Below are 21,085 nucleotides of genomic sequence, written 5' to 3' on the forward strand. Positions count from 1 at the left end.
CCACCGCCTTGCGCGGCAACGGTGCCGGGCTCATGTTGGAGCGTCCTCCTAGTGCGCGAACGGGCCGCGGCCGCGCAGCGCGTTGGCGACCATCATCAGCGCGAGCAGGAAGGGCAGGGCCACATAGAGGCACCAGTGCACGCGGTCGCCCACGGTGTTGCCCCACTTGCGCTTGAAGACCTGCAGGCGCGGCATGGCCGAGGGGTTGGTGGCGCGTTTATTTCTGACGTGCCATGCCATCCAGAAGAAGAAAATGGCGAACGCGACCGACAGGAAGTTGATATTACCCATGTTGTATGGCGATGGTTTTCAGTGTGGTGAATCCGTACAGGGCTTCGAAGCCCTTCTCGCGGCCGTGGCCGGACTGCCCGCTACCGCCGAAAGGCAGTTCCACCCCGCCGCCGGCACCGTAGTTGTTGATAAAGACCTGGCCCGCGCGCAGCTTGTGCGCCAGCCGGAGCTGCCGTGCGCCGTCGCGGGTCCAGACGCCGGCGACCAGCCCGTAGGGGGTGCCGTTGGCGAGAGCGATGGCTTCGGCCTCGGTGTCGAAGGGCGTTGCCGCCAGCAGCGGTCCAAAGACTTCTTCCTGCGCCAGCCGGTGCGCCGGCGGCACGTCGCGGAACAGCATCGGCACCTGGTAGTAGCCGGATTCCGGCGCTTCCGCCACGATCTGTCCTTGCGCCATCGCGGTAATGCCGGCGTGCTGCGCGTCGGAAACGAAGTCCCATACACGCTGTTGCTGCTTGCGGTTGATCAGCGGGCCGCATTCAAGGTCCAGCTCCGATGGACCCACGCGCAGGGACTCGAACACCGTGGCAAGGCGGTCGAGCACGGCATTGTAGAGCGGGCGTTCCACCAGCACGCGGCTGCCCGCCGAGCAGGTCTGGCCGGCGTTCTGCACGATGCCGTTGACGATGACCGGCACCAGCGCATCGACATCGGCGTCGGCGAACACGATCTGGGGCGACTTGCCGCCCAGTTCCAGCGTGACCGGCACGTGGTTCTCGGCTGCCATCTGCGCGATCAGCTTGCCGGTCTGCGGCGAACCGGTGAAGGAGATGTGGTTGATGCCGGGGTGGCGCGCCAGTGCCGCGCCGGCTTCGTGGCCATAGCCGGTGACGATATTGAGCGCGCCCTCGGGCAGGCCGGCCCCGGCCGCCAGCTCCGCCACCCGCAGCAGCGACAGGCAGGCGTCCTCGGCGGGCTTGACCACGCAGGCATTGCCCGTGGCCAGCGCCGCGCCGACGCTGCGCCCGAAGATCTGCAGTGGGTAGTTCCACGGGATGATGTGGCCGGTCACGCCATGCGGCTCGCGCACGGTCAGCACGGTGAAGCCCGGCTGGTAGGGAATGGTCTGCCCGTGCAGCTTGTCGGCCGCGCCGGCGTAGAACTCAAAGTAGCGCGCCACGGCGCGCGCGTCGGCGGCAGCCTGGCGCAAGGGCTTGCCGGTGTCGCGCGCTTCCAGCGCGGCGAGTTCGGCTTCATGCTCGATCAGCGTCAGCGCCACGCGGTTGAGCAGGCGTGCGCGCTCGGCGGGCGCCATGGCGCCCCAGGCGCCTTCGACGGCCTGGCGGGCGGCGTAGACGGCCACATTGATGTCGACCGCGTTGCCGCGGGCGATTTCGGCGAAGGGCTCGCCACTGGAAGGGTCGAATACCTTGATGCGCATGCCGGAATCCGGCGCGATCAGGCGGTTGGCAACGAAGTGCTGGGCGTGCATTGGATTGGCTCCGGCTGGATGCGACCGTCAGCCTGTGGCTGTTAGTGCGCCTGTCGATGCGTCATTGGGACAATTCGCCATTATCACTCACCGCGCGAGGCGCGCAAGGCACGTGGCGTCAGGCCCGGGTCAGCTTCGAACCGCTATAATGCCCGCCATCCTCAAACACAGGCATCTGGAGAGCAAGCATGAGCTTCAACCTCGTTTCCCCCGGCAAGGACATCCCGAACGATTTCAACGTCATCATCGAGATCTCCGCCCAGAGCGATCCGGTGAAGTACGAAGCCGACAAGGAAACCGGCCTGCTCTTCGTCGACCGTTTCATCGGCACCGGCATGCGCTATCCCGCCAACTACGGTTTTGTTCCGCAGACCCTGTCGGGCGACGGCGACCCCGTCGACGTGCTGGTGCTCTCGCCGTTCCCGATCCTGGCCGGCGCCGTCGTGCGTTGCCGCGCGCTGGGCATGCTCAAGATGACCGACGAGTCGGGTGTGGATGCCAAGCTGATCGCCGTGCCCCTGGACAAGCTGTCGCCGGCCACCGCCTTCATGAAGGGCCTGTCCGACGTGCCGCAGAACCTGCTGGACCAGATCAAGCACTTCTTTGAGAACTACAAGGCACTCGAAGCGGGCAAGTGGGTCAAGGTGGAAGGCTGGGCCGGCATCGAGGAAGCCCACAAGGAAATCACCGACGGCGTGGCCAACTACACGAAGTAAGCCTTCGCCGCCCCGGGCGGCGCGCCGCAGGGTCGGTCATGGCCGTTTCCCGCGCCTGGCTGAACCGCAGCTGAACGAACCCCGCCACGGCGGGGTTTTTTGTTGCGTCGGGCTTGATCGAAGCCAAAGACACCATGAAGCCTGTGGGTTAAGCTCCAATCACAGAACAACTCGGCAGGAAGACTGCCAATCCCCATGTACGTTACCACTTCGAAGCCATCCGCCACGGTTCGCTATTCCGGTCTGGCGGTCTTCTTCCACTGGGCGGTTTTCCTGCTGATTGCCACCGCGTATGCCGCGATCGAACTCAAGGGCTTTACCGCAAAAGGCAGTGCCGCCCGAGCCCTGTCGATGTCGGTCCACGAGTGGGCCGGCGCGCTGGTGATTGTGTTGGCCGTGCCGCGCCTGCTGTGGCGCCTGTTGGGCGGGGCGCCGGCGCCCGAGCCCGGCCCGCGCTGGATGCATCTGCTAGGCGGCGCCATGCACCTCGTGCTTTATCTGTTTATCTTCATACAGCCCGTGCTGGGCCTGCTGGCCCTCAACGCGGGTGGGCACCTGATGACGCTGCCGGGGCTCGGCATCGAACTGCCCTCGCTGGTGGCGCAGAACGCGGACCTGAAGGATACCCTGAAGGAAATCCATGAAACGCTGGGTACCGCCTTCTACACGGTGATCGGGCTGCATGCGGTGGCCGCGCTGTTCCACCACTACATGCTGGGCGACAACACGCTGCGGCGCATGTGGCGCTGACGCGGTAAGCCGGCCAGCCATGGCCGGCTTCAGCTGCGGGCAAACGGCGTGCGGTCGTTGAGTTCGTCCAGGTAGGCGTCGATGCCCTGGCGCTCGCGCACGAGGAAGCGCTCGACGGCATCGGCGAAGGACGGATGCGCCAGCCAGTGGGCGGAGCGGGTCGCGACCGGCAGGAATCCGCGCGCCATCTTGTGTTCGCCCTGCGCGCCGCCTTCGAAGGTGCGGATACCCTGCGCGATGCAGAATTCCAGCGGCTGGTAGTAGGCGGTCTCGAAGTGCAGGCATGGGTGGTGCTCAAGCGCCCCCCAGTAGCGCCCGAACAATGTGCTGCGTGCGGGGTCGCCGTCGTAGACCACCAGGGAGGCGGCGATCGGCTGGCCGGCACGCACGGCCACCACCAGCAGCAGGTTCTCCGGCATGGCGGCGCCGATGCGCCGGAAGAAGTCCAGGTTCAGGTAGGGCGTGGAATGATGCTCGCGGTAGGTCTGGCGATAGCAGCGGTGGAAGAAGCGCCATTCGTCGTCGCCGATCTCCGCGCCCCGCAACTGGCGGAAGGTGATGCCAGCTTCCGCCACGCGGCGCCGTTCGGCGCGGATGTTCTTGCGCTTCTTTTGCGAGAGCGTGGCCAGGAACGCCTCGAAGCTCTCATAACCCGGGTTGGTCCAGTGGAACTGCACGCCATGCCGCATCAGCATGCCGGCGTCTGCCATCAACGCGGCCTCATGCTCGTCCGGGAAGAGCACATGCAGGGATGACAACTGGCTTTGCTCCGCCACCGCCAGCGCGGTTTGCAGCAGGACACGGCGCGCGCCCACGTCCTCGGCCAGCAGCCGCGCGCCCTGGACGGGCGTGAAGGGGATCGCGGACAGCAGCTTTGGGTAGTAGGGAAGGCGGTGCTGCGCATAGGCGTCGGCCCAGGCCCAGTCGAACACGTATTCGCCATACGAGTGCGATTTCGCGTACAGCGGCATGGCCGCCACCAGGCGCTCGCCGCCGCCTTCGTGCGGTGCCCACAGGGTCAGGTAGCGCGGGCTCCAGCCGGTTTCGTCGCAGGCGCTGCCGCTGGCGTGCAGGGCGTGCAGGAAGGCGTGGCGCAGGAACGGCGTGGCGCCGGGCTGCGCCGCCACCAGGGCATCCCATGTGGCCGCCGGCAGCTCGGACAGATCGAAAACGATCTGCGTGCGATAATTCTCCATCCGCTCGTGTTCCTGTCCGCCTTGTGCCGCGGCCGTCCCTGGGGGGCTCGCGTCAGGGTGGTCCGGTCCCGGCTTGCAAGATTCAGACTGCATTGCGCTAGATCCGCTCATCATTTGCCTGCTGCCGACGCCTCGGTGGCGCCGGCCAGGGCCTTGTTCCGCCATGGCTGTCCGCGCCGCGCGAGCTTTGCACAGGCGGCAGGGCGGGTTGAGTCTACCGGAAATGGCGCTGTGCGGCAGGCAACATCCGGCAACCCGCCGGGCAGGCTAAACTCTCTCACTAACCAACGACTATATAAGGGGCCAAAATGAAGCAGATTACCGCCATCATCAAACCGTTCAAGCTGGACGAAGTGCGCGAGGCGCTGGCTGACGTCGGCGTGACCGGGTTGACGGTAACCGAGGTGAAGGGCTTTGGCCGCCAGAAAGGGCATACCGAGCTGTACCGCGGCGCCGAGTATGTGGTCGATTTCCTGCCCAAGATCAAGATCGAGGTCGTGGTTGCCGAGAACCAGCTCGATACCGTGCTCGACGCCATCGTCAAGGCGGCGCACACCGGCAAGATCGGCGACGGCAAGATCTTCGTCACCGAGATCGAGCGAGTGATCCGCATCCGCACCGGCGAGCAGGACGAGGCCGCCGTCTAAGCGCTCCGCCCAGGCAATTCAGCGCCGGCGGGCAATCCTGGCGGTCCCGGGGGAGGGGCGCACGGATTGCCCTGATTGCCCGGCTAGCTCGGCAGCTTCCAGCCGAAGCGCACGCATAGCAGGCGCGCCGCCGTGATGGTGATCGCGCCCGCGAGCAGGGCCAGTTCCTGCTCGGCCCGCACCCAGGTCAGGCCGACATAGACCCAGCAACCGACAAAGGCACAGGTGGCATAAGGCGACCTGTCGCGCAGGATCATCGGCACCTCGTTGCACAGCACATCGCGCACCACGCCGCCGAACACCGAGGAAATGATGCCCATCATGACCGCCACGGTAGGCGTCATCTGCGCCACCAGCGCGAGCGACGTGCCGGTGACGGAAAACAGCCCGAGGCCGATCGCATCGGCCGTGATCATGGTGCGCTCGGACGCCACCCGGCTGACTACCCGCAGCACGAACGAGGCGCCGAGGGACATGACGAAGATCAGGGTCACATAGCCTTCGTGGTCGACCCAGTAGAAGGGCCGGCGATCCAGCAGCACGTCGCGCACCGTGCCGCCGCCGAAGGCGGTGGCGAACGCCACCACGAACGTGCCCACGGCATCGAAGCGCTGCTTGCGCGCATCGACCACGCCGGAGACGGCGAAGGCGAGCACGCCCACCACTTCCATGACATGCAGGATCAGGGGCAGCCGCCCCATCAGGAGATCGAGCGGCAAATGCATCGCGCGCGCTCTCAGGCGTGCGGCTGGCGCAGCAGCACCATCAGCGCGCCCGCGCCACCCTCGGCGCCGCGCGCCTGCACGAAGGCCAGCACTTCTTCCTTCTGTACCAGCCAGCTGCGCACCTTGCCCTTGAGCACCGGCGTCTTGTCTGGCGAGCCATTGCCCTTGCCGTGGATCACGCGCACGCAGCGCACGCCGCGCTTGACCGAGCGCCGCACGAACTCGGCCAGCGCCTCGCGCGCTTCGTCGCTGCGCAGGCCGTGCAGGTCGATCTTGTCCTGGGGCACCCATTCGCCGCGGCGCAGCTTCTTGACCACGTCCATGCCGATGCCCGGCCGGCGGAACGACAGGGTTTCATCGGTATCCAGCAGGTTCTCGACGTCGAATTCGTCGGAAAGCGATGCGGCCAGCACGGCCTTGTCGTCCAGCTGGGTTTGTACCGGTACCGGCGCGGGGTGGCGCGGCGTGGGCGTGATGCGGTTACGGTCGCGCAGGGCGCTGACGTTGCCCACGCTGCTGCGGAAGACGTCGGCCTCCTCGCGTGCGCGCTGGGCGGCCGCTTCCGCCTCGCGGCGTTCGGCTTCGCGCCGCTCGGTGTCGGCCTTGAGGGATTCGCGCAGGCCAGCCAGGTCGGTCAGGCCGAAGCGCTTGGGCGGGCTGGCAGGTTTCTTTGCGCCGTGCGTCATGGAATTCTCCGGGGTGCTCGGCGTGATTATAAAGTGGGGGAGGTAGTGCAGGCGGGCGGGACTGGCGTCGCGCCCAAGGGCCCGCGCGGCCATTTATCCGGGCGCCCGCGGCACGGTGATCGCTGTGCGCAGCGAATCACAGTGCGGCAGGTGCCGGGGGCAGGCGCTTACTGCAGCGCTTCCACGTAACGCTGGGCGTCCAGCGCTGCCATGCAGCCCGTGCCGGCGCTGGTGATGGCCTGGCGGTAGATGTGGTCCTGCACGTCGCCGGCGGCGAACACGCCGGGGATGCTGGTAGCCGTGGCATCGCCGGCCAGGCCGGTCTTGGTCACGATATAGCCGTTGTGCATGTCGAGCTGGCCCTCGAACAGGTCGGTATTGGGCTTGTGGCCGATGGCGATGAACACGCCCGCCAGCTTGAGTTCTTCGGTCTTGTCGCCCTGAGCATCGCGCAGCTTGATGCCGGTCACGCCGGAATCGTCGCCCACCACCTCGTCCAGCACGGTGTTGTAGCGGATTTCGATGCGGCCTTCCTTCTCGCGCTGGAGCAGGCGGTCGACCAGGATCGGCTCGGCGCGGAATTTGTCGCGGCGGTGGATCAGGGTGACCTTGCTGGCGATATGCGACAGGTAGAGTGCTTCTTCCACCGCGGTATTGCCGCCGCCGACAACCGCGACTTCCTGATTCTTGTAGAAAAATCCGTCGCAAGTGGCGCAGGCCGACACGCCGCGGCCCATGAACAGTTCTTCCGAGGGCAGGCCGAGGTACTGGGCCGAGGCGCCAGTGGCGATTATCAGCGAATCGCAGGTGTATTCACCGGCATCGCCGACCAGTCGGATCGGGCGTTCGGTCAGCTTGGCGGTATGGATGTGATCGAAGATGATTTCGGTGTTGAAGCGCTCGGCATGCTCCAGGAAGCGCTGCATCAGTTCCGGGCCTTGCACGCCGTTGGCATCGGCCGGCCAGTTTTCCACGTCGGTCGTGGTCATCAGCTGGCCACCCTGGGCCAGGCCGGTGATCAGCACCGGCTGGAGGTTGGCGCGGGCCGCGTAGACGGCAGCGGTATAGCCGGCGGGGCCGGAACCGAGAATCAGCACTTTTGCGTGTTTGGCCATGATGCTTTCCTATGGCTGGTGCGCCTTGGTGCGCGCCAGCGTGAATCGAAACCAGCATTATAAGTGGACGGGCGTTTGCTCACTGTTGCAAATTCCAATGGGAGCGATAGCCCCGGCCAAGGTTAAAATGGCGGGCAAACCAATCTTCACACGGTAACCCAGACCCAGGCATGGCCCGAGCTACTACCACAACACGTACTGATCCATCCGCGCTGCCCTCGCGCATCGGCAAGCTGCTGGGCGAAGTGCGCTGGTTCCTGTTGCTGGCTGTCACACTGGCCTTCGTCTGCATCCTGGCCAGCTACAGCAAGGCGGACCCCGGCTGGTCGCACGCCAACCAGGTGGCCGACATTCACAACCTGGGCGGCCGCGTGGGCGCCTGGATGGCCGACGTGCTGTTCTTTATCTTCGGCTTCTCCGCCTACTGGTGGGCGGTGCTGCTGGTACGGCGCTGCTGGCGCGGCTGGCGCGCGCTGACCGCCGAGCTGCCCGAGCGCAACGGCGAGGCGCGCCAGGGGCTGGTGGTGAGCTGGATCGGCTTTGGCCTGTCGCTGATCGCCAGCATGGGCCTGGAAGCCATCCGCATGTATCCGCTGCGTTCGGCGCTGCCGCGCGCCCCCGGCGGCGTGCTGGGCGACCTGCTGGGCGGCTGGATGCAGATGGCGCTGGGATTCACCGGCGCGACCCTGCTGCTGCTGCTGACGCTGGCCATCGGCCTGTCGCTGTTCTTCCATTTCTCGTGGCTGTCGGTGGCCGAGCACGTGGGCGGCTTTGTCGAGAACCTCTTCCTCGGCTTCAAGGCGCGCCGCGAGAGCAAGCAGGACCGCATCATCGGCGAGGCGGCCAAGGTCGTGCGCACCGAAACCGTGGAAGTGCAGCGGGTCAAGATCGAGGAGGCGGCGCCGGTGCAGATCGTGCGGCCGCAGGCGGTGCCCAAGCACGAGCGGGTGGAGCGCGAGAAGCAACAGCCGCTGTTCGCCGATATCCAGGACTCCGACCTGCCGCCACTGGCGTTGCTGGACCCCATCCCGACGCACCAGGAAACCGTCAGCGCCGAGACGCTGGAATTCACCTCGCGCCTGATCGAGAAGAAGCTCAAGGATTTCGGCGTCGAGGTCAAGGTGGTGGCGGCCTACCCGGGTCCGGTCATCACCCGCTACGAGATCGAGCCGGCCACCGGCGTCAAGGGCAGCCAGGTGGTCAACCTGGCGCGCGACCTGGCGCGGTCGTTGTCGCTGGTTTCCATCCGGGTGGTGGAAACCATTCCCGGCAAGGTCTACATGGGGCTGGAACTGCCCAACCCCAAGCGCCAGACGGTGCGGCTGTCCGAGATCCTCGGCTCGCAGGTCTACAACGAGAGCGCATCAAACCTCACCATGGCGCTGGGCAAGGACATTGCCGGCAAGCCGATGGTGGCGGACCTGGCCAAGATGCCGCACTGCATGGTGGCCGGCACCACCGGCTCCGGCAAGTCGGTGGGCATCAACGCCATGATCCTGTCGCTGCTGTACAAGGCCAAGGCAGAGCAGGTACGGCTGATCCTGATCGACCCGAAGATGCTCGAAATGAGCGTCTACGAAGGCATCCCGCACTTGCTGTGCCCGGTGGTGACGGATATGCGCCAGGCCGGCAATGCCCTCAACTGGGCGGTCGGAGAGATGGAGCGGCGCTACAAGCTGATGAGCAAGCTCGGCGTGCGCAACCTGGCCGGCTACAACAAGAAGATCGACGAAGCCGCCGCGCGCGAGGAAAAGATCCCCAACCCGTTCAGCTTGACCCCGGACGCGCCCGAACCGCTCGATAAAGTGCCGATGATCGTGATCGTCATCGACGAGCTGGCCGACCTGATGATGGTGGTGGGCAAGAAGGTGGAAGAGCTGATCGCGCGTATCGCGCAGAAGGCCCGCGCCGCCGGCATCCACCTGGTGCTGGCCACGCAGCGGCCGTCGGTCGATGTGATTACCGGCCTGATCAAGGCCAATGTGCCGACCCGCATCGCCTTCCAGGTCAGCAGCAAGATCGATTCGCGCACCATCCTGGACCAGCAGGGCGCGGAGGCGCTGCTGGGCATGGGCGACATGCTCTACCTGGCGCCCGGCACCGGCTTGCCGATCCGCGTCCACGGCGCCTTTGTTTCCGATGAGGAAGTGCATCGCGTGGTCGAGAAGCTCAAGGAAGGCGGCGAGACCAACTATATCGAGGGAATTCTCGAAGGCGGCGTGGCCGAGGGCGACCTGGGCGGCGACAGCATGGGCGGCGGCGCCGGCATCGGCGGTGGCGGCGGCGAGGCCGATCCGCTCTACGACCAGGCCGTCGACGTGGTGCTGAAGAACCGCCGCGCGTCGATCTCCCTGGTGCAGCGCCACCTGCGCATCGGCTACAACCGCGCCGCGCGGCTGCTCGAGGACATGGAAAAGGCCGGCCTGGTTTCCGCCATGTCCGGCAACGGCAATCGCGACATCCTGGCCCCGGCCGGCACCGCCCGCGAAGAAGAATGAGCCGCCGCGCGTAACATGCTGTTACGCGCGAAGCACATGGTTGCGGAATCCGCCATGCGCCCAGAGCTCTAACCGGACAGGCGGCGCTGCCGCATTGGCGCCGCCCCCCTCCACCAAGCAAGGACAAACCATGCGAATCCGCATTCTCGTGTCGGCATGTGCCGCGGTAGCCATGCTGTCGCTGGCAGCAAGCGCGGCCATGGCTGCCGGCACCGACCAGCTCCAGGCCTTCGTCGCGGGCGTCAAGAGCGCCAGGGGCGAATTCACCCAGCGCCAGGTCAAAGGGCAGGGCGACAGCCTCAAGGTGGCCAGCACCTCCAGCGGCACTTTCGCGTTTTCGCGTCCGGGCAAGTTCACCTGGCGCTATGTCAAGCCTTACGACCAGTTGCTGCAGGCCGATGGCCAGACGCTCTACATCTACGACAAGGACCTGAACCAGGTGACCGAGCGCAAGCTCGACGGCGCCCTGGGTTCGAGCCCCGCCGCGATCTTGTTCGGCAGCAATGACCTGGAAAAGAACTTCGCCGTGAAGAATGGTCCCACCCGTGACGGCGTAGAGTGGATCGAACTGACGCCCAGGTCCAAGGACACGCAGTTCGAGCGCATCGGCATCGGCTTCAAGGCCGGCAACCTGGAGGCGATGGAATTGCGCGATGCCTTCGGCAATACGACGCTGCTGACTTTCAGCGCGATGCAGAAGAACCCATCGCTGCCCGCCGACACCTTCCGGTTCACGGTGCCCAAGGGTGCCGATGTGTTGAAGCAATGAGGCCTGCCATGATCCGAGCTTCCCTCTCCCGGCTGGCCCGGTGCCGTAGCGGCGCTGTCGCCGGCATCGCCGCGGCCGTGCTGCTCGCCGCCTGCGCGGGCCAGAACGGCGCCAGCAAGCATTTCGATGTCGATGCCTTCCTGCGCGCCTCCGACACTGCCTTGCCTGAAGTGCTCGCCAATCCGGATTTCCTCTCCGCCACGCAGGCAAGCGCCACCGATTGCGCCACGTTGCTGCAATCGACCAGCAGTGGCGTGCTGGAAGACCTCCATCCGACCGGCAGCGGCCGAGGACCGGCCTGGCTGCTGCATCCGGCGGGCGCCCCGGCCAAGGTCTGGCTGGTTGTCAGCAAGGGCAGCGGAGAACGGACCTGCCATGGGCCGCTGCCTGCCGATGCCATGAAAGCGCTGGTGGAGCGCGCCGGCGCCTGAGTCCGGGTGGCGGGGCGAGACACAATGGTGATGCCGCGTAACGATCCGGCCTGAATTGCCCCGCCCGGGGCCGTCCAACATTACAACGTTGTAACTTGACCTCCGAAATAGGAATGATTATTGTTCCTTGTTCGTCTTGCGTGAGGATGCGTCCACTGCACCTCCAGGGCGAAGCAGAACATCATCCAGGGGGAGAGTCATGATCGTATTCCGTCACTTGTTGCCGCGCGCCGCCGCGCTTGCCGTGCTGGCGCTGCCGCTCGCCGCGAGCGCACAGGAAAAAGTGCTGAACCTTTACACGGCACGCCATTACCAGACCGACGAAGCGCTCTACGCCGATTTCACCAAGCAGACCGGCATCAAGATCAACCGCATCGAAGGCCAGGAAGACCCGCTGCTGGAGCGCATCAAGAGCGAGGGTGCCAACAGCCCCGCCGACGTGTTCATCACGGTCGACATCGGCCGCCTGTGGCGAGCCCAGCAGGCGGGCGTGTTCGCGCCGCTCAAATCGAGCGTGCTGGACTCGCGCATTCCCGCCAACTATCGCGACCCGAACGGCGACTGGTTCGGTTTCTCGGCGCGGGCCCGCGTGATCGCCTACAACAAGGCGGTGGTCAAGCCTGGCGACATCAAGAGCTATGAAGACCTGGCCGATCCCAAGTGGAAGGGCAAGCTGTGCATCCGGTCCAGCGGGCACGTCTATAACCTGTCGCTGATGTCCAGCCTGATTGCCCACGATGGCGAGGCCAAGACGGAGCAATGGACGCGCGGCGTGGTGGCCAACCTGGCGCGCGCGCCCAAGGGCGGCGATACCGATCAGCTCAAGGCGGTGGCCGCCGGCGAATGCGATATCGCGGTCGCCAATACCTACTACATCGCCCGCATCCTGAAGTCGGCCAAGCCCGAGGACAAGGCCGTGGCGGAGAAGCTTGGCGTGGTGTGGCCCAACCAGGGCAGCCAGGGCGTGCATATGAACATCTCTGGCGGCGGCATGCTCAAGCATGCGCCCAACAAGGCGTCGGCGCGCGCGTTCCTGGAGTACCTGGCAAGCGACGAGGCGCAGCGCTATTTTGCCGATGGCAATAACGAGTGGCCGGTGGTGGAAAGCGTGAAGATCAGCAATCCGGCACTCGAAGCCATGGGCAGCTTCAAGGCGGACAAGATTAATGTTGCGGAGTTGGGCAAGTACCAGCCGCAAGCACAGAAGGTGGCGGACAAGGCCGGTTACAAGTAAGCGCGGCCTGCCTGGGCGGGACGGGAATGGCGGCGCGAGCCGCCATTTTTCATGCCGGGGCTTTCTGCTTCTGCAAGGCGCCCGCGGCCTTGTTTTCCGCACTTTCCAGGCGCCGGAAGCGCAGCTTTGCGCCGCGCTCCCTGTGCTTCTCGAAGGTCAGTTTCAAGTGCTCGCGCCGCCGCGTTCGCGAGTGGCCCAAGGTGCCATCCGCGTACGGCAGCTTGGCCACCACGGCACCTGCGGTCTGGCGTGCCAGCAGCACGTCCAGTGCTTGCCGCGCGCGCACCTGGGCGTGCAGCATCGCGTCGGAGGGATTGGCGCGGGCGCGCGCCTGGTCGTAAGGCAGCATGACCGGGCCGGCTAGCTGGCGCAGTGCCGCGCGGATGTGCGGGCTGTCCAGCCCGGCCTCATGGAGGACCCACGCAGCGTCATGGCGCAGCCATGGCTCGGGGTCGCGGAGCTTGCGCAGCAGGGCAAGCGAGATATCGGTCTGCAGGTAGCCGTGCGCGCGCCTTACCGCGTTGAGCGCGATGCGCCTGACATGGGAATTCTCGTGATCGAACAGGTCCGCCACCAGGCGCTCGACCATGCCTGGCTTTTCCAGTTGCTCTGCCAGTTGGCCCGCCAGGGCGATTTCCTCGACGGCGCTGATCCGGTCTTGCGGGTTCAGCCGGTTCAGCTTGAACACGAGCATGCGGTAACGAAGCTGCATAACACTCTCTGAAGTCGCTGCGAACAAGTGCCGGGCAACGATTGCGGGTGGCACAGTCATGATGCGGCGCGAAGCACGCCAGCGGCGGGGGCAGGCCGCCCGGCACGCGCGGGAAGGGGGCGGCGAGCCGGAGCGCAGCTTCGGACTAGTGAGATATCGGCAATACGTTGAAGAAATTTAGGAGTATTCGCGGCCTGTTTCCGCAGGCGATCCCTGTGGGCTACTCCCGCGCATCCCGCCGTATCGAGCGCGACAGCAGGATCACCGGCAGCAGGCCCACCGCCACGATCACCAGCGACGCCGTGGCGGCTTCGGCCAGGCGCTCGTCGGATGCCAGGTTGTAGGCCTGCACTGCGAGCGTATCGAAATTGAACGGCCGCATCACAAAGGTGGCGGGCAACTCTTTCATGACATCGACGAAGACGATCAGGGCAGCGGTCAGCAGGCTGCCACGCAGCATTGGCAGGTGCACGCGCCGCAACGTGGCGCCGGGTCCGTGCCCCAGGCTGCGCGATGCCGCATCCATGCCTGGGGTGATCTTGACCAGGCCAGCGTTGACGGTTTGCAGGGCCACGCCAAGGAAGCGGACCAGGTAGGCATAGACCAGCGCGGCAATGCCGCCGGTCAGCAAGAGCCCGGCCGACCATCCGAGCTGCTGTTGCAGCCAGGACGACACGGCATTGTCCAGCCGCGCCACCGGTACCAGCACGCCCACCGCCACCACCGAGCCGGGCAGGGCATAGCCCATGCCGCACACCCGCGTGAGCGCGCGCAACAGCCAGCCCCGGCCGGCGGCAATGCCACGTCCCGCATAGCCGATCAACAGCGCAGCCAGCACGGCTACCAGCGCGGTGACGCTGGCCAGCAGGAAGCTGTTGCGCACCAGCCCGATAAAGCGCGGGCCGAACTGCGCGTCGCCCTCGGCCAGCGCCATCTTGCACAGCATCAGCGCCGGGATGGCAAAACCCAGCAGCACGGGCAACACGCACACTAGTAGCGCCAGCGCGGCCCGCCAGCCATGCAGCCGGTAGGCCGGAGCGCGGCGCTGGCCGCCGTGCACGCGGGCACGGCCGCGGCTGATGCGCTCGGCCAGCAGGATGCCGATCACGAACACCAGCATGAAGGCGGACAGCTGGGCCGCTGCGTTCTTGTCGCCCAGCGAGAACCACGCGCGGTAGATGCCGGTGGAAAAGGTCGGGATGCCGAAGTAGGCCACGGTGCCGAAATCGGCCAGCGTTTCCATCAGCGCGAGCGCGGTGCCGGCGACGATGCCGGGGCGCGCGAGCGGCAGCATGATGCGCCATACGCTGCCCCAGGTGCCATAGCCAAGCAGACGCGCCGCCTCCAGCGTGTTCAGGGTTTGCTGCAGGAAGGCCGCGCGCGCGGTCAGGTAGACATAAGGATAGAGCACCAGCGTGAACAGCACGATGGCGCCGCCCAGCGAGCGGATATCCGGAAACCAGTACTCGCGCGCGCGCCAACCGGTCAGCTCGCGCAGCCAGCTTTGCACCGGGCCCGCGAACTGCAGCGCATCGGTATAAGCGTAGGCGATGACATAGGCCGGCATCGCCAGCGGCAGCACCAGGGCCCATTCCAGCCATGCCCGTCCGGTAAAGCGGTAGGTGCTGACCAGCCAGGCGGTGGGTACGCCCAGCAGCAGCACGCCGGCACAGACCCCCGCCAGCAGCCACAAGGTATTGCCCACGTACTCGGCCAGTACCGTGTCGGCGAGGTGCCGCCAGGTGTCGCCGCCGGGCGCGAGCAGGCTGCTGGCCACCTGCGCGATCGGCAGCGCGATCAGCAGCGCGGCCAGGCCGGCGACAAGGGCGAGGGGGTGCAGGCGGCTGGTACGGCTGGAGAGAAGCAGGGTCATGCGGTGGCGGGTTGGCGTCGGAATTCGGGGTCCGGGATCGGTGGGCCGGTTGGCAATGCCGGCCGGCGGGTCCCGCATTCTAGCAACGGGACGCCGCCCGGGCGGCGCCGCGCGGCCTTCGTAGCCGCGACACGAGCAGGCCAGCCCCATATAATGCTGGGCATGCGAGGCCACCCCCTTTCCAGTCCATCCCAGCAAGCACGAGCCGACACCGTGATCGAGGTTGATCGCATCCATCATGGATTCGGCGGCCATGCCGTCGTCAACGGCCTGTCCTTTACCCTGGCGCGCGGCAGCATCGCCTGCCTGCTCGGGCCCAGCGGCTGCGGCAAGACCACCGCGCTGCGCGCGATCGCGGGGTTCGAGCCACTGCGCGAAGGGCGCATCCTGCTCCAGGGGACGGTGATGTCGTCGCCGGGTTTTGCCGTGGCGCCGGAGCACCGTCGCATCGGCATGGTGTTCCAGGACTACGCCTTGTTCCCGCACCTGAGCGTGGCCGACAACGTCGCCTTCGGGCTGCATGCCCTGCGCCGCGGCGAACGCGCCGTGAGGGTCGGGGAGATGCTGGCGCTGGTGGGACTGGCCGGCTCCGGCGGCAAGTTTCCGCATGAACTGTCGGGCGGCCAGCAGCAGCGGGTGGCACTGGCGCGGGCACTGGCGCCGCGTCCCGAATTGCTGCTGCTCGACGAGCCGTTCTCCAATCTGGATATCGAACTGCGCGAACGCCTGAGCCTGGAGGTGCACGACATTCTCAAGGCCCAGGGCACCACCGCCATCCTTGTCACGCACGACCAGCACGAGGCCTTCGCCATGGCTGATGAGATCGGCGTGATGCATGCCGGCGCGATCGAACAGTGGGACAGCGCGCACAACCTCTATCACCGGCCGGCCACGCGCGTGGTTGCGGACTTCATTGGCCAGGGCGTGCTGATGCCGGGCCGTCTCGCCAGTCCGCATGCGGTCACGCTGGAGCTGGGCACGCTGCAAAGCCGTGAACCGCTTGGCGTGCCGCCCGCCACCACCGAGGTGGACGTGCTGATCCGCCCCGACGATATCGTGCATGACGACGCCAGCCCGTTGCAGGCCGAAATCCTGCACAAAGCCTTTCGCGGTGCCGATATCCTGTACACGCTGCGCCTGGCCGGCGGCGCGCAGGTGTTGTCGCTGGTGCCGTCGCATCATGATCATGCGCTCGGCGAGCGCATCGGCATCCGTGTGGAGGTCGAGGATGTCGTGGCGTTCCGGCGCGGCTGAGCGTGCGCCGGCGGGCATTTGGCCGCTCGCTTGCCCTTTTTGTTGTTCCTTTTGGACACGACGGCTTCACTACTCCACCACCCCAGGACTCTCCACCATGTCTGTTTCCCTGAAGCGCGCGTCCCGACCGCTGCGCCGTCAACTGCTGCGCGGCGGCGTGCTGCTCGCCCTGCTTGCCTGTGGCGCCGGGCAGGGCTGGGCACAGCTTGCCGCTACCCCCACGGCGTGGCGCATGGCCACCGAATATCCGGCCAGCGCCATGCCGGGCGAAGGGCTGGCCACGTTCGCCGAAGAGGTGAAGACGCGCACGGCTGGTGCCATCGAGGTGACGCCCAGCTTCGATGCCAGCGCGGGCGTCAAATCCGCGCAAATGCCCGCAGCGGTGAAAGAAGGGCGGCTGGAGGGCGGGGATGCCTTCGGTGGCGCGCTGGGCGCGGTCGATTCGCTGTTCCTGCTGTCTTCGTTGCCTTTCGTCGCGACCTCGGTGGAGTCCGCCCAGCGCCTGGCCGAACTGGCCCGCGCGGATTACGCGCGGGCCTTCGAGGCGCAGGGGCAACATCTGCTGTATGTCACGCCGTGGCCGCCGACCGGGTTGTGGTCGCGCAATCCGGTCGCGACGCTGCCCGACCTGCGCGCGCTGTCGGTACGCACCTACGACGAGACTTCCACCGAGGTCATGCACGCTGCCGGCGCGCAGGCCACCAGCCTGTCCTTTGCCGACGCCATGCCGCGCCTGAAGGACGGTTCGGTCAACGCGGTGCTGTCCTCGGGCGACGGCGGCGCGGGGCGCAAGTTGTGGGATTACCTGCCCAACTTCACGGCCATCGGCTATGCCATGCCGCTGTCCTTTACCACGGTCAACGCGGCCACTTACGCGGCCCTGCCGGGCGCGTTGCGTGCCGCCGTGGATGCCGCCGCGCAGGCTACCGAGCAACGGCAGTGGGCGCGCCTGGGTACCCGGCTGGAAGAGAACACCGCGCGCATGCGCGCGAATGGCGTGACCATCCAGGCCAGCCCGGCCGCGGCCGTGCAGCAGGCGCTGCGCGAGGCCGGAGCGGGGGCGGTAACGGCGTGGCGTGCGCGCGTGGGCAGCGAGCGGGCCGGCGTGCTGGATGCCTTCATGCGCAACGAGCGCGCCGCGCGCTAAAGCGCTCGCCCGGGCGGGCCCGAGCGGGCCGCCACGCGCGATGGTCTACACTGTCAGGTTTCGAGGCGCAGCGGTTCGCACCGTGCGCGCCTGCCCCGACATAAAGGCCTGAATACCGTGGCGGACACGCTGTTTTCCGAAGCTCCCGATCGTTCTCAACAACCCCTGGCCGAGCGCCTGCGCCCACGCAATATCGACGAGGTGATCGGCCAGCAACACCTGCTTGGCGTCGGCAAGCCGTTGCGGGTGGCGTTCGCGTCCGGCGAGCCGCACTCCATGATCCTGTGGGGCCCGCCCGGTGTGGGCAAGACCACGCTGGCGCGGCTGATGGCCACGGCCTTCGACGCTGAATTCATCGCGCTGTCGGCGGTGCTCTCGGGCGTCAAGGACATCCGCGAGGCGGTCGAGCGCGCCGAGCAATACCGCGCCCACGGACGGCGCACGCTGGTCTTCGTGGACGAAGTCCACCGCTTCAACAAGAGCCAGCAGGATGCCTTCCTGCCGCACGTGGAAAGCGGGCTGTTCACCTTTATCGGCGCCACCACCGAGAACCCGTCTTTCGAGGTCAACGGCGCCTTGCTGTCGCGCGCCGCGGTGTATGTGCTCAAGAGCCTGGATGACGCGGAACTGACGCAGCTCGCGCGCCGCGCCAGCGAGGAGCTGGGCGGCCTGCAGTGGGAGGACGAGGCGCTGCAGCTGACCGTGGCCTCCGCCGATGGCGACGGCCGCAAGCTGCTCAACAATATCGAGATCGTGGCGCGGGCCGCGCGCAGCGCCGGCGCGGCCATCATCGACAAGGCGCTGCTGGGCAGCGCCCTGTCGGAGAACCTGCGGCGCTTCGACAAGGGCGGCGACGCCTTCTACGATCAGATCAGCGCACTGCATAAATCGGTGCGCGGCTCCGACCCGGACGCCACGCTGTACTGGTTCTGCCGCATGCTCGACGGCGGCGCCGATCCGCGCTACCTGGCGCGCCGCATCGTGCGCATGGCGTGGGAAGACATCGGCCTGGCGGATCCGCGTGCTGCCCGCATCACGCTTGATGCGGCCGAGACCTACGAGCGGCTGGGCTCGCCCGAAGGCGAGCTCGCGCTGGCGCAGGCGCTGATTTATCTCGCCGTGGCGCCCAAGTCCAACGCGGGCTACAACGCCTACAACGCCGCGCGCGCCTTCGTGGCGAAGGACAAGTCGCGCGGCGTGCCGGTCCACCTGCGCAACGCCCCGACCAAGCTGATGAAAGAGCTGGGCCACGGCCACGCCTACCGCTACGCGCACGACGAGCCGGAGGCCTATGCTGCCGGCGAGCATTACTTCCCCGATGACCTCAGGCGCCAGGGCTGGTACCAGCCCACCCCGCGCGGGCTGGAAGGCAAGATCGGCGACAAGCTGCGTCACCTGCGCGACCTCGATGCGCAGTGGCAGCGGCAGCAGGGCAAAGGCAAGGGCAGGGACGAAGGCGGCGAGGGCGGGGCGCAATAGCGCACATCGGCAGCGCCGGGCGGGCTGTCTTCGCGAACAGCGGCCGAAGCGCCCGCCTGTTCCCCGGCCGGTGGTTCGGCGCTTGCCCCGGCCAGTACAGTAAAATGGCGGGTCCGCCGGCATGCCGCTGGCCCATGCACCTCCCCTCATACGCAACATGCTAGACATCCAGCTGTTCCGCAAAGACATCGACGCCGTGGCGCAACGCCTTGCCACGCGCGGATTCCAACTCGACGTAGCGGCCTTCCAGGCACTCGAAGCCGAGCGCAAGCAACTGCAGACCCAGACCGAGGAACTGCAGGCGCGCCGCAACAGCCTCTCCAAGCAGATCGGCATGCTCAAGGGCAAGGGCGAAGACGCCTCGGCAGTGATGGCCGAAGTCGGCGGCATCGGCGATACCCTCAAGGCATCGGCCGCGCGCCTGGAAGAGATCCAGGCCCAGCTCTCCGAAATCCTGGAAGCCATCCCCAACCTGCCGCACGAGAGCGTGCCGGTGGGCCGCGACGAAACCCAGAACGTGGAAGTGCGCCGCGTCGGCACGCCGCGCAGCTTCGACTTCGAGGTCAAGGACCACGTCGACGTGGGCGAGCGGCTCGGGCTGGATTTCGATACCGCGGCCAAGGTCACGGGCTCGCGCTTCTCCATGCTGCGTGGCGGCGTCGCGCGCATGCACCGCGCGCTGGTGCAGCTGATGCTCGATACCCACACGCTGGAGCACGGTTATACCGAGATGTACGTGCCGTACATCGTCAATGCCGCATCGATGCGCGGCACCGGCCAGTTGCCCAAGTTCGAGGAAGACCTGTTCAAGGTGCCGCGCAAGGTTGGCAGCGAAGAGGGCGAGCGCCTCGAGAACTTCTACCTGATCCCCACCGCCGAGGTGCCGCTGACGAATATCGTGCGCGACGCCATCGTGGCCGGCGACAAGCTGCCGCTGCGTTTCGTCGCCCACACGCCTTGCTTCCGCTCGGAAGCCGGTTCCTACGGCAGGGACACGCGTGGCATGATCCGCCAGCACCAGTTCGACAAGGTCGAACTCGTGCAGGTGGTGCAGCCCGAGCATTCATTCGATGCGCTGGAACAGCTCACCGGCCATGCGGAAGCCATCCTGAAGAAGCTGGACCTGCCGTTCCGCACCGTCGCGCTTTGCACAGGCGATATGGGCTTCGGCAGCACCAAGACCTATGACCTCGAAGTCTGGATCCCCGCGCAGGGCACCTACCGCGAGATCAGCTCCTGCTCGAACATGGGCGACTTCCAGGCGCGCCGCATGCAGGCCCGCTTCCGCGCGGGACAGGGCAAGCCGGAGCTGCTGCACACGCTCAATGGCTCGGGCCTGGCCGTTGGCCGCACGCTGGTGGCGATCCTGGAGAACTACCAGAACGCCGATGGCTCGGTGACGGTGCCGGCCGCATTGCAGCCGTATCTGGGCGGCCTGACCCGCCTGGAACCCGAGGCATAATTTTTCGCCGCCGGGGGCTTGCGGCTGGAGCGGGATTTCCTCTATAATCTTCTTCTTCGCGACAAGCGACCCAGTTACCGGAGAGGTGGCAGAGTGGTCGAATGTACCTGACTCGAAATCAGGCGTAGGTGCGAGCCTACCGTGGGTTCGAATCCCACCCTCTCCGCCAGCAGCAAGCAAAGCCCCACGATTCTTCACGGAATCGTGGGGCTTTTGCATTGGACCTGCGGAACAAGTGGAACAAGTCGTGTGCGAACCAGCCTCGTTCCGCAAGCCCATCGCTGGCAACGGCGACGCAGAGCATCGGGCCTGCCAGCCCACGCGCTATACTCTGCTTATCGCTGCAACCACAGCGACCGGGATTGGCGTCCCGAACGAAAAGGCGGATCGCCGCCGCCAGGCGGCTTTTTTACGTCCGTTATGCCTTTGCGCGCCTTCATTGGGCGGGACTGGGGCAGGGGAGCCTTCGGGCTCGCCGGATCCTTTTCGCCGGTACGCCAACCTTGCCTTGCGCCCGCCCACCCCGATTGGCGTCGGGGTGCGGGATCGAAACCGCACGAAAAGGAGGCAGCACCATGCCCCGGCTTCACGTTGCCCATCACGGGCAACCGACACTCCCGAAAGTCCCGCCAAGCTCCTGCCGCGCGCACATCCGGCCCAAGGAGATGTGC

At 66.7% G+C, this 21,085-nt stretch carries 19 protein-coding genes and 1 tRNA gene; 12 read left to right on the forward strand and 8 right to left on the reverse strand.

Going from position 1 to position 21,085, the window contains the following annotated elements:
* Positions 1–48 precede the first annotated feature (48 nt).
* The gene (locus ACZY0R_RS20015; protein ID WP_488860646.1) at positions 49–291 is read right to left on the reverse strand and encodes a hypothetical protein; all 243 of its coding nucleotides are present in this window, start codon (positions 289–291) and stop codon (positions 49–51) included.
* Positions 284–1,720 carry an aldehyde dehydrogenase family protein gene (locus tag ACZY0R_RS20020; RefSeq protein ID WP_488860648.1) on the reverse strand — a complete coding sequence of 479 codons (1,437 nt, stop codon included), beginning with the start codon at positions 1,718–1,720 and terminating at the stop codon, positions 284–286. Before ACZY0R_RS20020 ends, ACZY0R_RS20015 begins: the two co-directional genes overlap by 8 nt.
* A 188-nt stretch (positions 1,721–1,908) precedes the next feature.
* Between ACZY0R_RS20020 and ppa the strand changes: the two genes are divergently transcribed.
* On the forward strand, positions 1,909–2,436 hold the full coding sequence (gene ppa / locus ACZY0R_RS20025; protein WP_035859760.1) for an inorganic diphosphatase: 528 nt from the start codon (positions 1,909–1,911) through the stop codon (positions 2,434–2,436).
* Between the two features lie 195 nt (positions 2,437–2,631).
* Entirely contained in the window at positions 2,632–3,186 is a 555-nt protein-coding gene (locus ACZY0R_RS20030) for a cytochrome b (protein ID WP_488860650.1), read from the forward strand.
* Between the two features lie 29 nt (positions 3,187–3,215).
* Here the strand turns inward: ACZY0R_RS20030 and ACZY0R_RS20035 are convergent, their stop codons facing one another.
* Positions 3,216–4,382, reverse strand: coding sequence for a GNAT family N-acetyltransferase (locus ACZY0R_RS20035; RefSeq protein WP_488860652.1), 1,167 nt, complete (start codon positions 4,380–4,382; stop codon positions 3,216–3,218).
* 308 nt (positions 4,383–4,690) lie between these two features.
* Here ACZY0R_RS20035 and glnK point away from each other — a divergent pair, with 308 nt between their 5' ends.
* Positions 4,691–5,029 (forward strand): P-II family nitrogen regulator, encoded by a 339-nt coding sequence (glnK, locus tag ACZY0R_RS20040; RefSeq protein WP_006162803.1) that lies wholly within the window; start codon positions 4,691–4,693, stop codon positions 5,027–5,029.
* An 83-nt stretch (positions 5,030–5,112) separates the two neighbouring features.
* Here the strand turns inward: glnK and ACZY0R_RS20045 are convergent, their stop codons facing one another.
* The 3 genes from ACZY0R_RS20045 to trxB all read right to left on the reverse strand — a co-directional run bounded on the left by ACZY0R_RS20045 (position 5,113) and on the right by trxB (position 7,555).
* Positions 5,113–5,754, reverse strand: coding sequence for a trimeric intracellular cation channel family protein (locus ACZY0R_RS20045; protein WP_045237960.1), 642 nt, complete (start codon positions 5,752–5,754; stop codon positions 5,113–5,115).
* An 11-nt stretch (positions 5,755–5,765) separates the two neighbouring features.
* Positions 5,766–6,440, reverse strand: a complete 675-nt coding sequence (locus tag ACZY0R_RS20050) for a Smr/MutS family protein (protein WP_035859767.1) — start codon at positions 6,438–6,440, stop codon at positions 5,766–5,768.
* A gap of 167 nt (positions 6,441–6,607) precedes the next feature.
* The gene (gene trxB / locus ACZY0R_RS20055) at positions 6,608–7,555 is read right to left on the reverse strand and encodes a thioredoxin-disulfide reductase (protein ID WP_045237961.1); all 948 of its coding nucleotides are present in this window, start codon (positions 7,553–7,555) and stop codon (positions 6,608–6,610) included.
* Positions 7,556–7,725: 170 nt separating this feature from the next.
* Between trxB and ACZY0R_RS20060 the strand changes: the two genes are divergently transcribed.
* From ACZY0R_RS20060 to ACZY0R_RS20075, 4 genes are all read left to right on the forward strand, one after another.
* Positions 7,726–10,053, forward strand: coding sequence for a DNA translocase FtsK (locus ACZY0R_RS20060; RefSeq protein ID WP_488860659.1), 2,328 nt, complete (start codon positions 7,726–7,728; stop codon positions 10,051–10,053).
* 130 nt (positions 10,054–10,183) lie between these two features.
* A complete protein-coding gene (gene lolA / locus ACZY0R_RS20065) occupies positions 10,184–10,822 on the forward strand; it encodes an outer membrane lipoprotein chaperone LolA (RefSeq protein WP_488860661.1) in 639 nt (212 codons plus the stop codon).
* 8 nt (positions 10,823–10,830) lie between these two features.
* Positions 10,831–11,253, forward strand: coding sequence for a hypothetical protein (locus tag ACZY0R_RS20070; RefSeq protein ID WP_488860663.1), 423 nt, complete (start codon positions 10,831–10,833; stop codon positions 11,251–11,253).
* A 199-nt stretch (positions 11,254–11,452) separates the two neighbouring features.
* Positions 11,453–12,487: a Fe(3+) ABC transporter substrate-binding protein gene (locus ACZY0R_RS20075; protein WP_488860665.1), complete on the forward strand. Its 1,035-nt coding sequence runs from the start codon at positions 11,453–11,455 to the stop codon at positions 12,485–12,487.
* 49 nt (positions 12,488–12,536) lie between these two features.
* On the opposite strand, the gene ACZY0R_RS20080 is transcribed toward ACZY0R_RS20075, so the two are convergent.
* Both ACZY0R_RS20080 and ACZY0R_RS20085 read right to left on the reverse strand, forming a co-directional pair.
* Positions 12,537–13,199 carry a hypothetical protein gene (locus ACZY0R_RS20080; RefSeq protein ID WP_488860667.1) on the reverse strand — a complete coding sequence of 221 codons (663 nt, stop codon included), beginning with the start codon at positions 13,197–13,199 and terminating at the stop codon, positions 12,537–12,539.
* Positions 13,200–13,419: 220 nt separating this feature from the next.
* Positions 13,420–15,072 (reverse strand): ABC transporter permease, encoded by a 1,653-nt coding sequence (locus tag ACZY0R_RS20085; protein WP_488860669.1) that lies wholly within the window; start codon positions 15,070–15,072, stop codon positions 13,420–13,422.
* A 153-nt stretch (positions 15,073–15,225) separates the two neighbouring features.
* Between ACZY0R_RS20085 and ACZY0R_RS20090 the strand changes: the two genes are divergently transcribed.
* The 5 genes from ACZY0R_RS20090 (at position 15,226) to ACZY0R_RS20110 (ending at position 20,583) form a co-directional block, all read left to right on the forward strand.
* A complete protein-coding gene (locus tag ACZY0R_RS20090; protein WP_488860671.1) occupies positions 15,226–16,326 on the forward strand; it encodes an ABC transporter ATP-binding protein in 1,101 nt (366 codons plus the stop codon).
* 97 nt (positions 16,327–16,423) lie between these two features.
* Entirely contained in the window at positions 16,424–17,473 is a 1,050-nt protein-coding gene (locus ACZY0R_RS20095) for a TRAP transporter substrate-binding protein (RefSeq protein ID WP_488860673.1), read from the forward strand.
* Between the two features lie 117 nt (positions 17,474–17,590).
* Complete coding sequence (locus ACZY0R_RS20100) at positions 17,591–18,952, forward strand: replication-associated recombination protein A (RefSeq protein ID WP_428178800.1); 1,362 nt, start codon at positions 17,591–17,593, stop codon at positions 18,950–18,952.
* A gap of 157 nt (positions 18,953–19,109) precedes the next feature.
* Positions 19,110–20,414: a serine--tRNA ligase gene (gene serS, locus ACZY0R_RS20105; RefSeq protein WP_035859820.1), complete on the forward strand. Its 1,305-nt coding sequence runs from the start codon at positions 19,110–19,112 to the stop codon at positions 20,412–20,414.
* Between the two features lie 79 nt (positions 20,415–20,493).
* Positions 20,494–20,583 (forward strand) — tRNA-Ser (locus ACZY0R_RS20110).
* Positions 20,584–21,085: the final 502 nt, after the last annotated feature.

This window comes from Cupriavidus sp. F041 (assembly GCF_057814235.1).

Excerpts from the sequence above, each read along its gene's own strand:
- ACZY0R_RS20015 (WP_488860646.1), bottom strand. The coding sequence starts at position 291 with ATGGGTAATATCAACTTCCTGTCGGTCGCGTTCGCCATTTTCTTCTTC.
- ACZY0R_RS20020 (WP_488860648.1), bottom strand. The coding sequence starts at position 1,720 with ATGCACGCCCAGCACTTCGTTGCCAACCGCCTGATCGCGCCGGATTCC.
- ppa (WP_035859760.1), top strand. The coding sequence starts at position 1,909 with ATGAGCTTCAACCTCGTTTCCCCCGGCAAGGACATCCCGAACGATTTC.
- ACZY0R_RS20030 (WP_488860650.1), top strand. The coding sequence starts at position 2,632 with ATGTACGTTACCACTTCGAAGCCATCCGCCACGGTTCGCTATTCCGGT.
- ACZY0R_RS20035 (WP_488860652.1), bottom strand. The coding sequence starts at position 4,382 with ATGGAGAATTATCGCACGCAGATCGTTTTCGATCTGTCCGAGCTGCCG.
- glnK (WP_006162803.1), top strand. The coding sequence starts at position 4,691 with ATGAAGCAGATTACCGCCATCATCAAACCGTTCAAGCTGGACGAAGTG.
- ACZY0R_RS20045 (WP_045237960.1), bottom strand. The coding sequence starts at position 5,754 with ATGCATTTGCCGCTCGATCTCCTGATGGGGCGGCTGCCCCTGATCCTG.
- ACZY0R_RS20050 (WP_035859767.1), bottom strand. The coding sequence starts at position 6,440 with ATGACGCACGGCGCAAAGAAACCTGCCAGCCCGCCCAAGCGCTTCGGC.
- trxB (WP_045237961.1), bottom strand. The coding sequence starts at position 7,555 with ATGGCCAAACACGCAAAAGTGCTGATTCTCGGTTCCGGCCCCGCCGGC.
- ACZY0R_RS20060 (WP_488860659.1), top strand. The coding sequence starts at position 7,726 with ATGGCCCGAGCTACTACCACAACACGTACTGATCCATCCGCGCTGCCC.
- lolA (WP_488860661.1), top strand. The coding sequence starts at position 10,184 with ATGCGAATCCGCATTCTCGTGTCGGCATGTGCCGCGGTAGCCATGCTG.
- ACZY0R_RS20070 (WP_488860663.1), top strand. The coding sequence starts at position 10,831 with ATGATCCGAGCTTCCCTCTCCCGGCTGGCCCGGTGCCGTAGCGGCGCT.
- ACZY0R_RS20075 (WP_488860665.1), top strand. The coding sequence starts at position 11,453 with ATGATCGTATTCCGTCACTTGTTGCCGCGCGCCGCCGCGCTTGCCGTG.
- ACZY0R_RS20080 (WP_488860667.1), bottom strand. The coding sequence starts at position 13,199 with ATGCAGCTTCGTTACCGCATGCTCGTGTTCAAGCTGAACCGGCTGAAC.
- ACZY0R_RS20085 (WP_488860669.1), bottom strand. The coding sequence starts at position 15,072 with ATGACCCTGCTTCTCTCCAGCCGTACCAGCCGCCTGCACCCCCTCGCC.
- ACZY0R_RS20090 (WP_488860671.1), top strand. The coding sequence starts at position 15,226 with ATGCTGGGCATGCGAGGCCACCCCCTTTCCAGTCCATCCCAGCAAGCA.
- ACZY0R_RS20095 (WP_488860673.1), top strand. The coding sequence starts at position 16,424 with ATGTCTGTTTCCCTGAAGCGCGCGTCCCGACCGCTGCGCCGTCAACTG.
- serS (WP_035859820.1), top strand. The coding sequence starts at position 19,110 with ATGCTAGACATCCAGCTGTTCCGCAAAGACATCGACGCCGTGGCGCAA.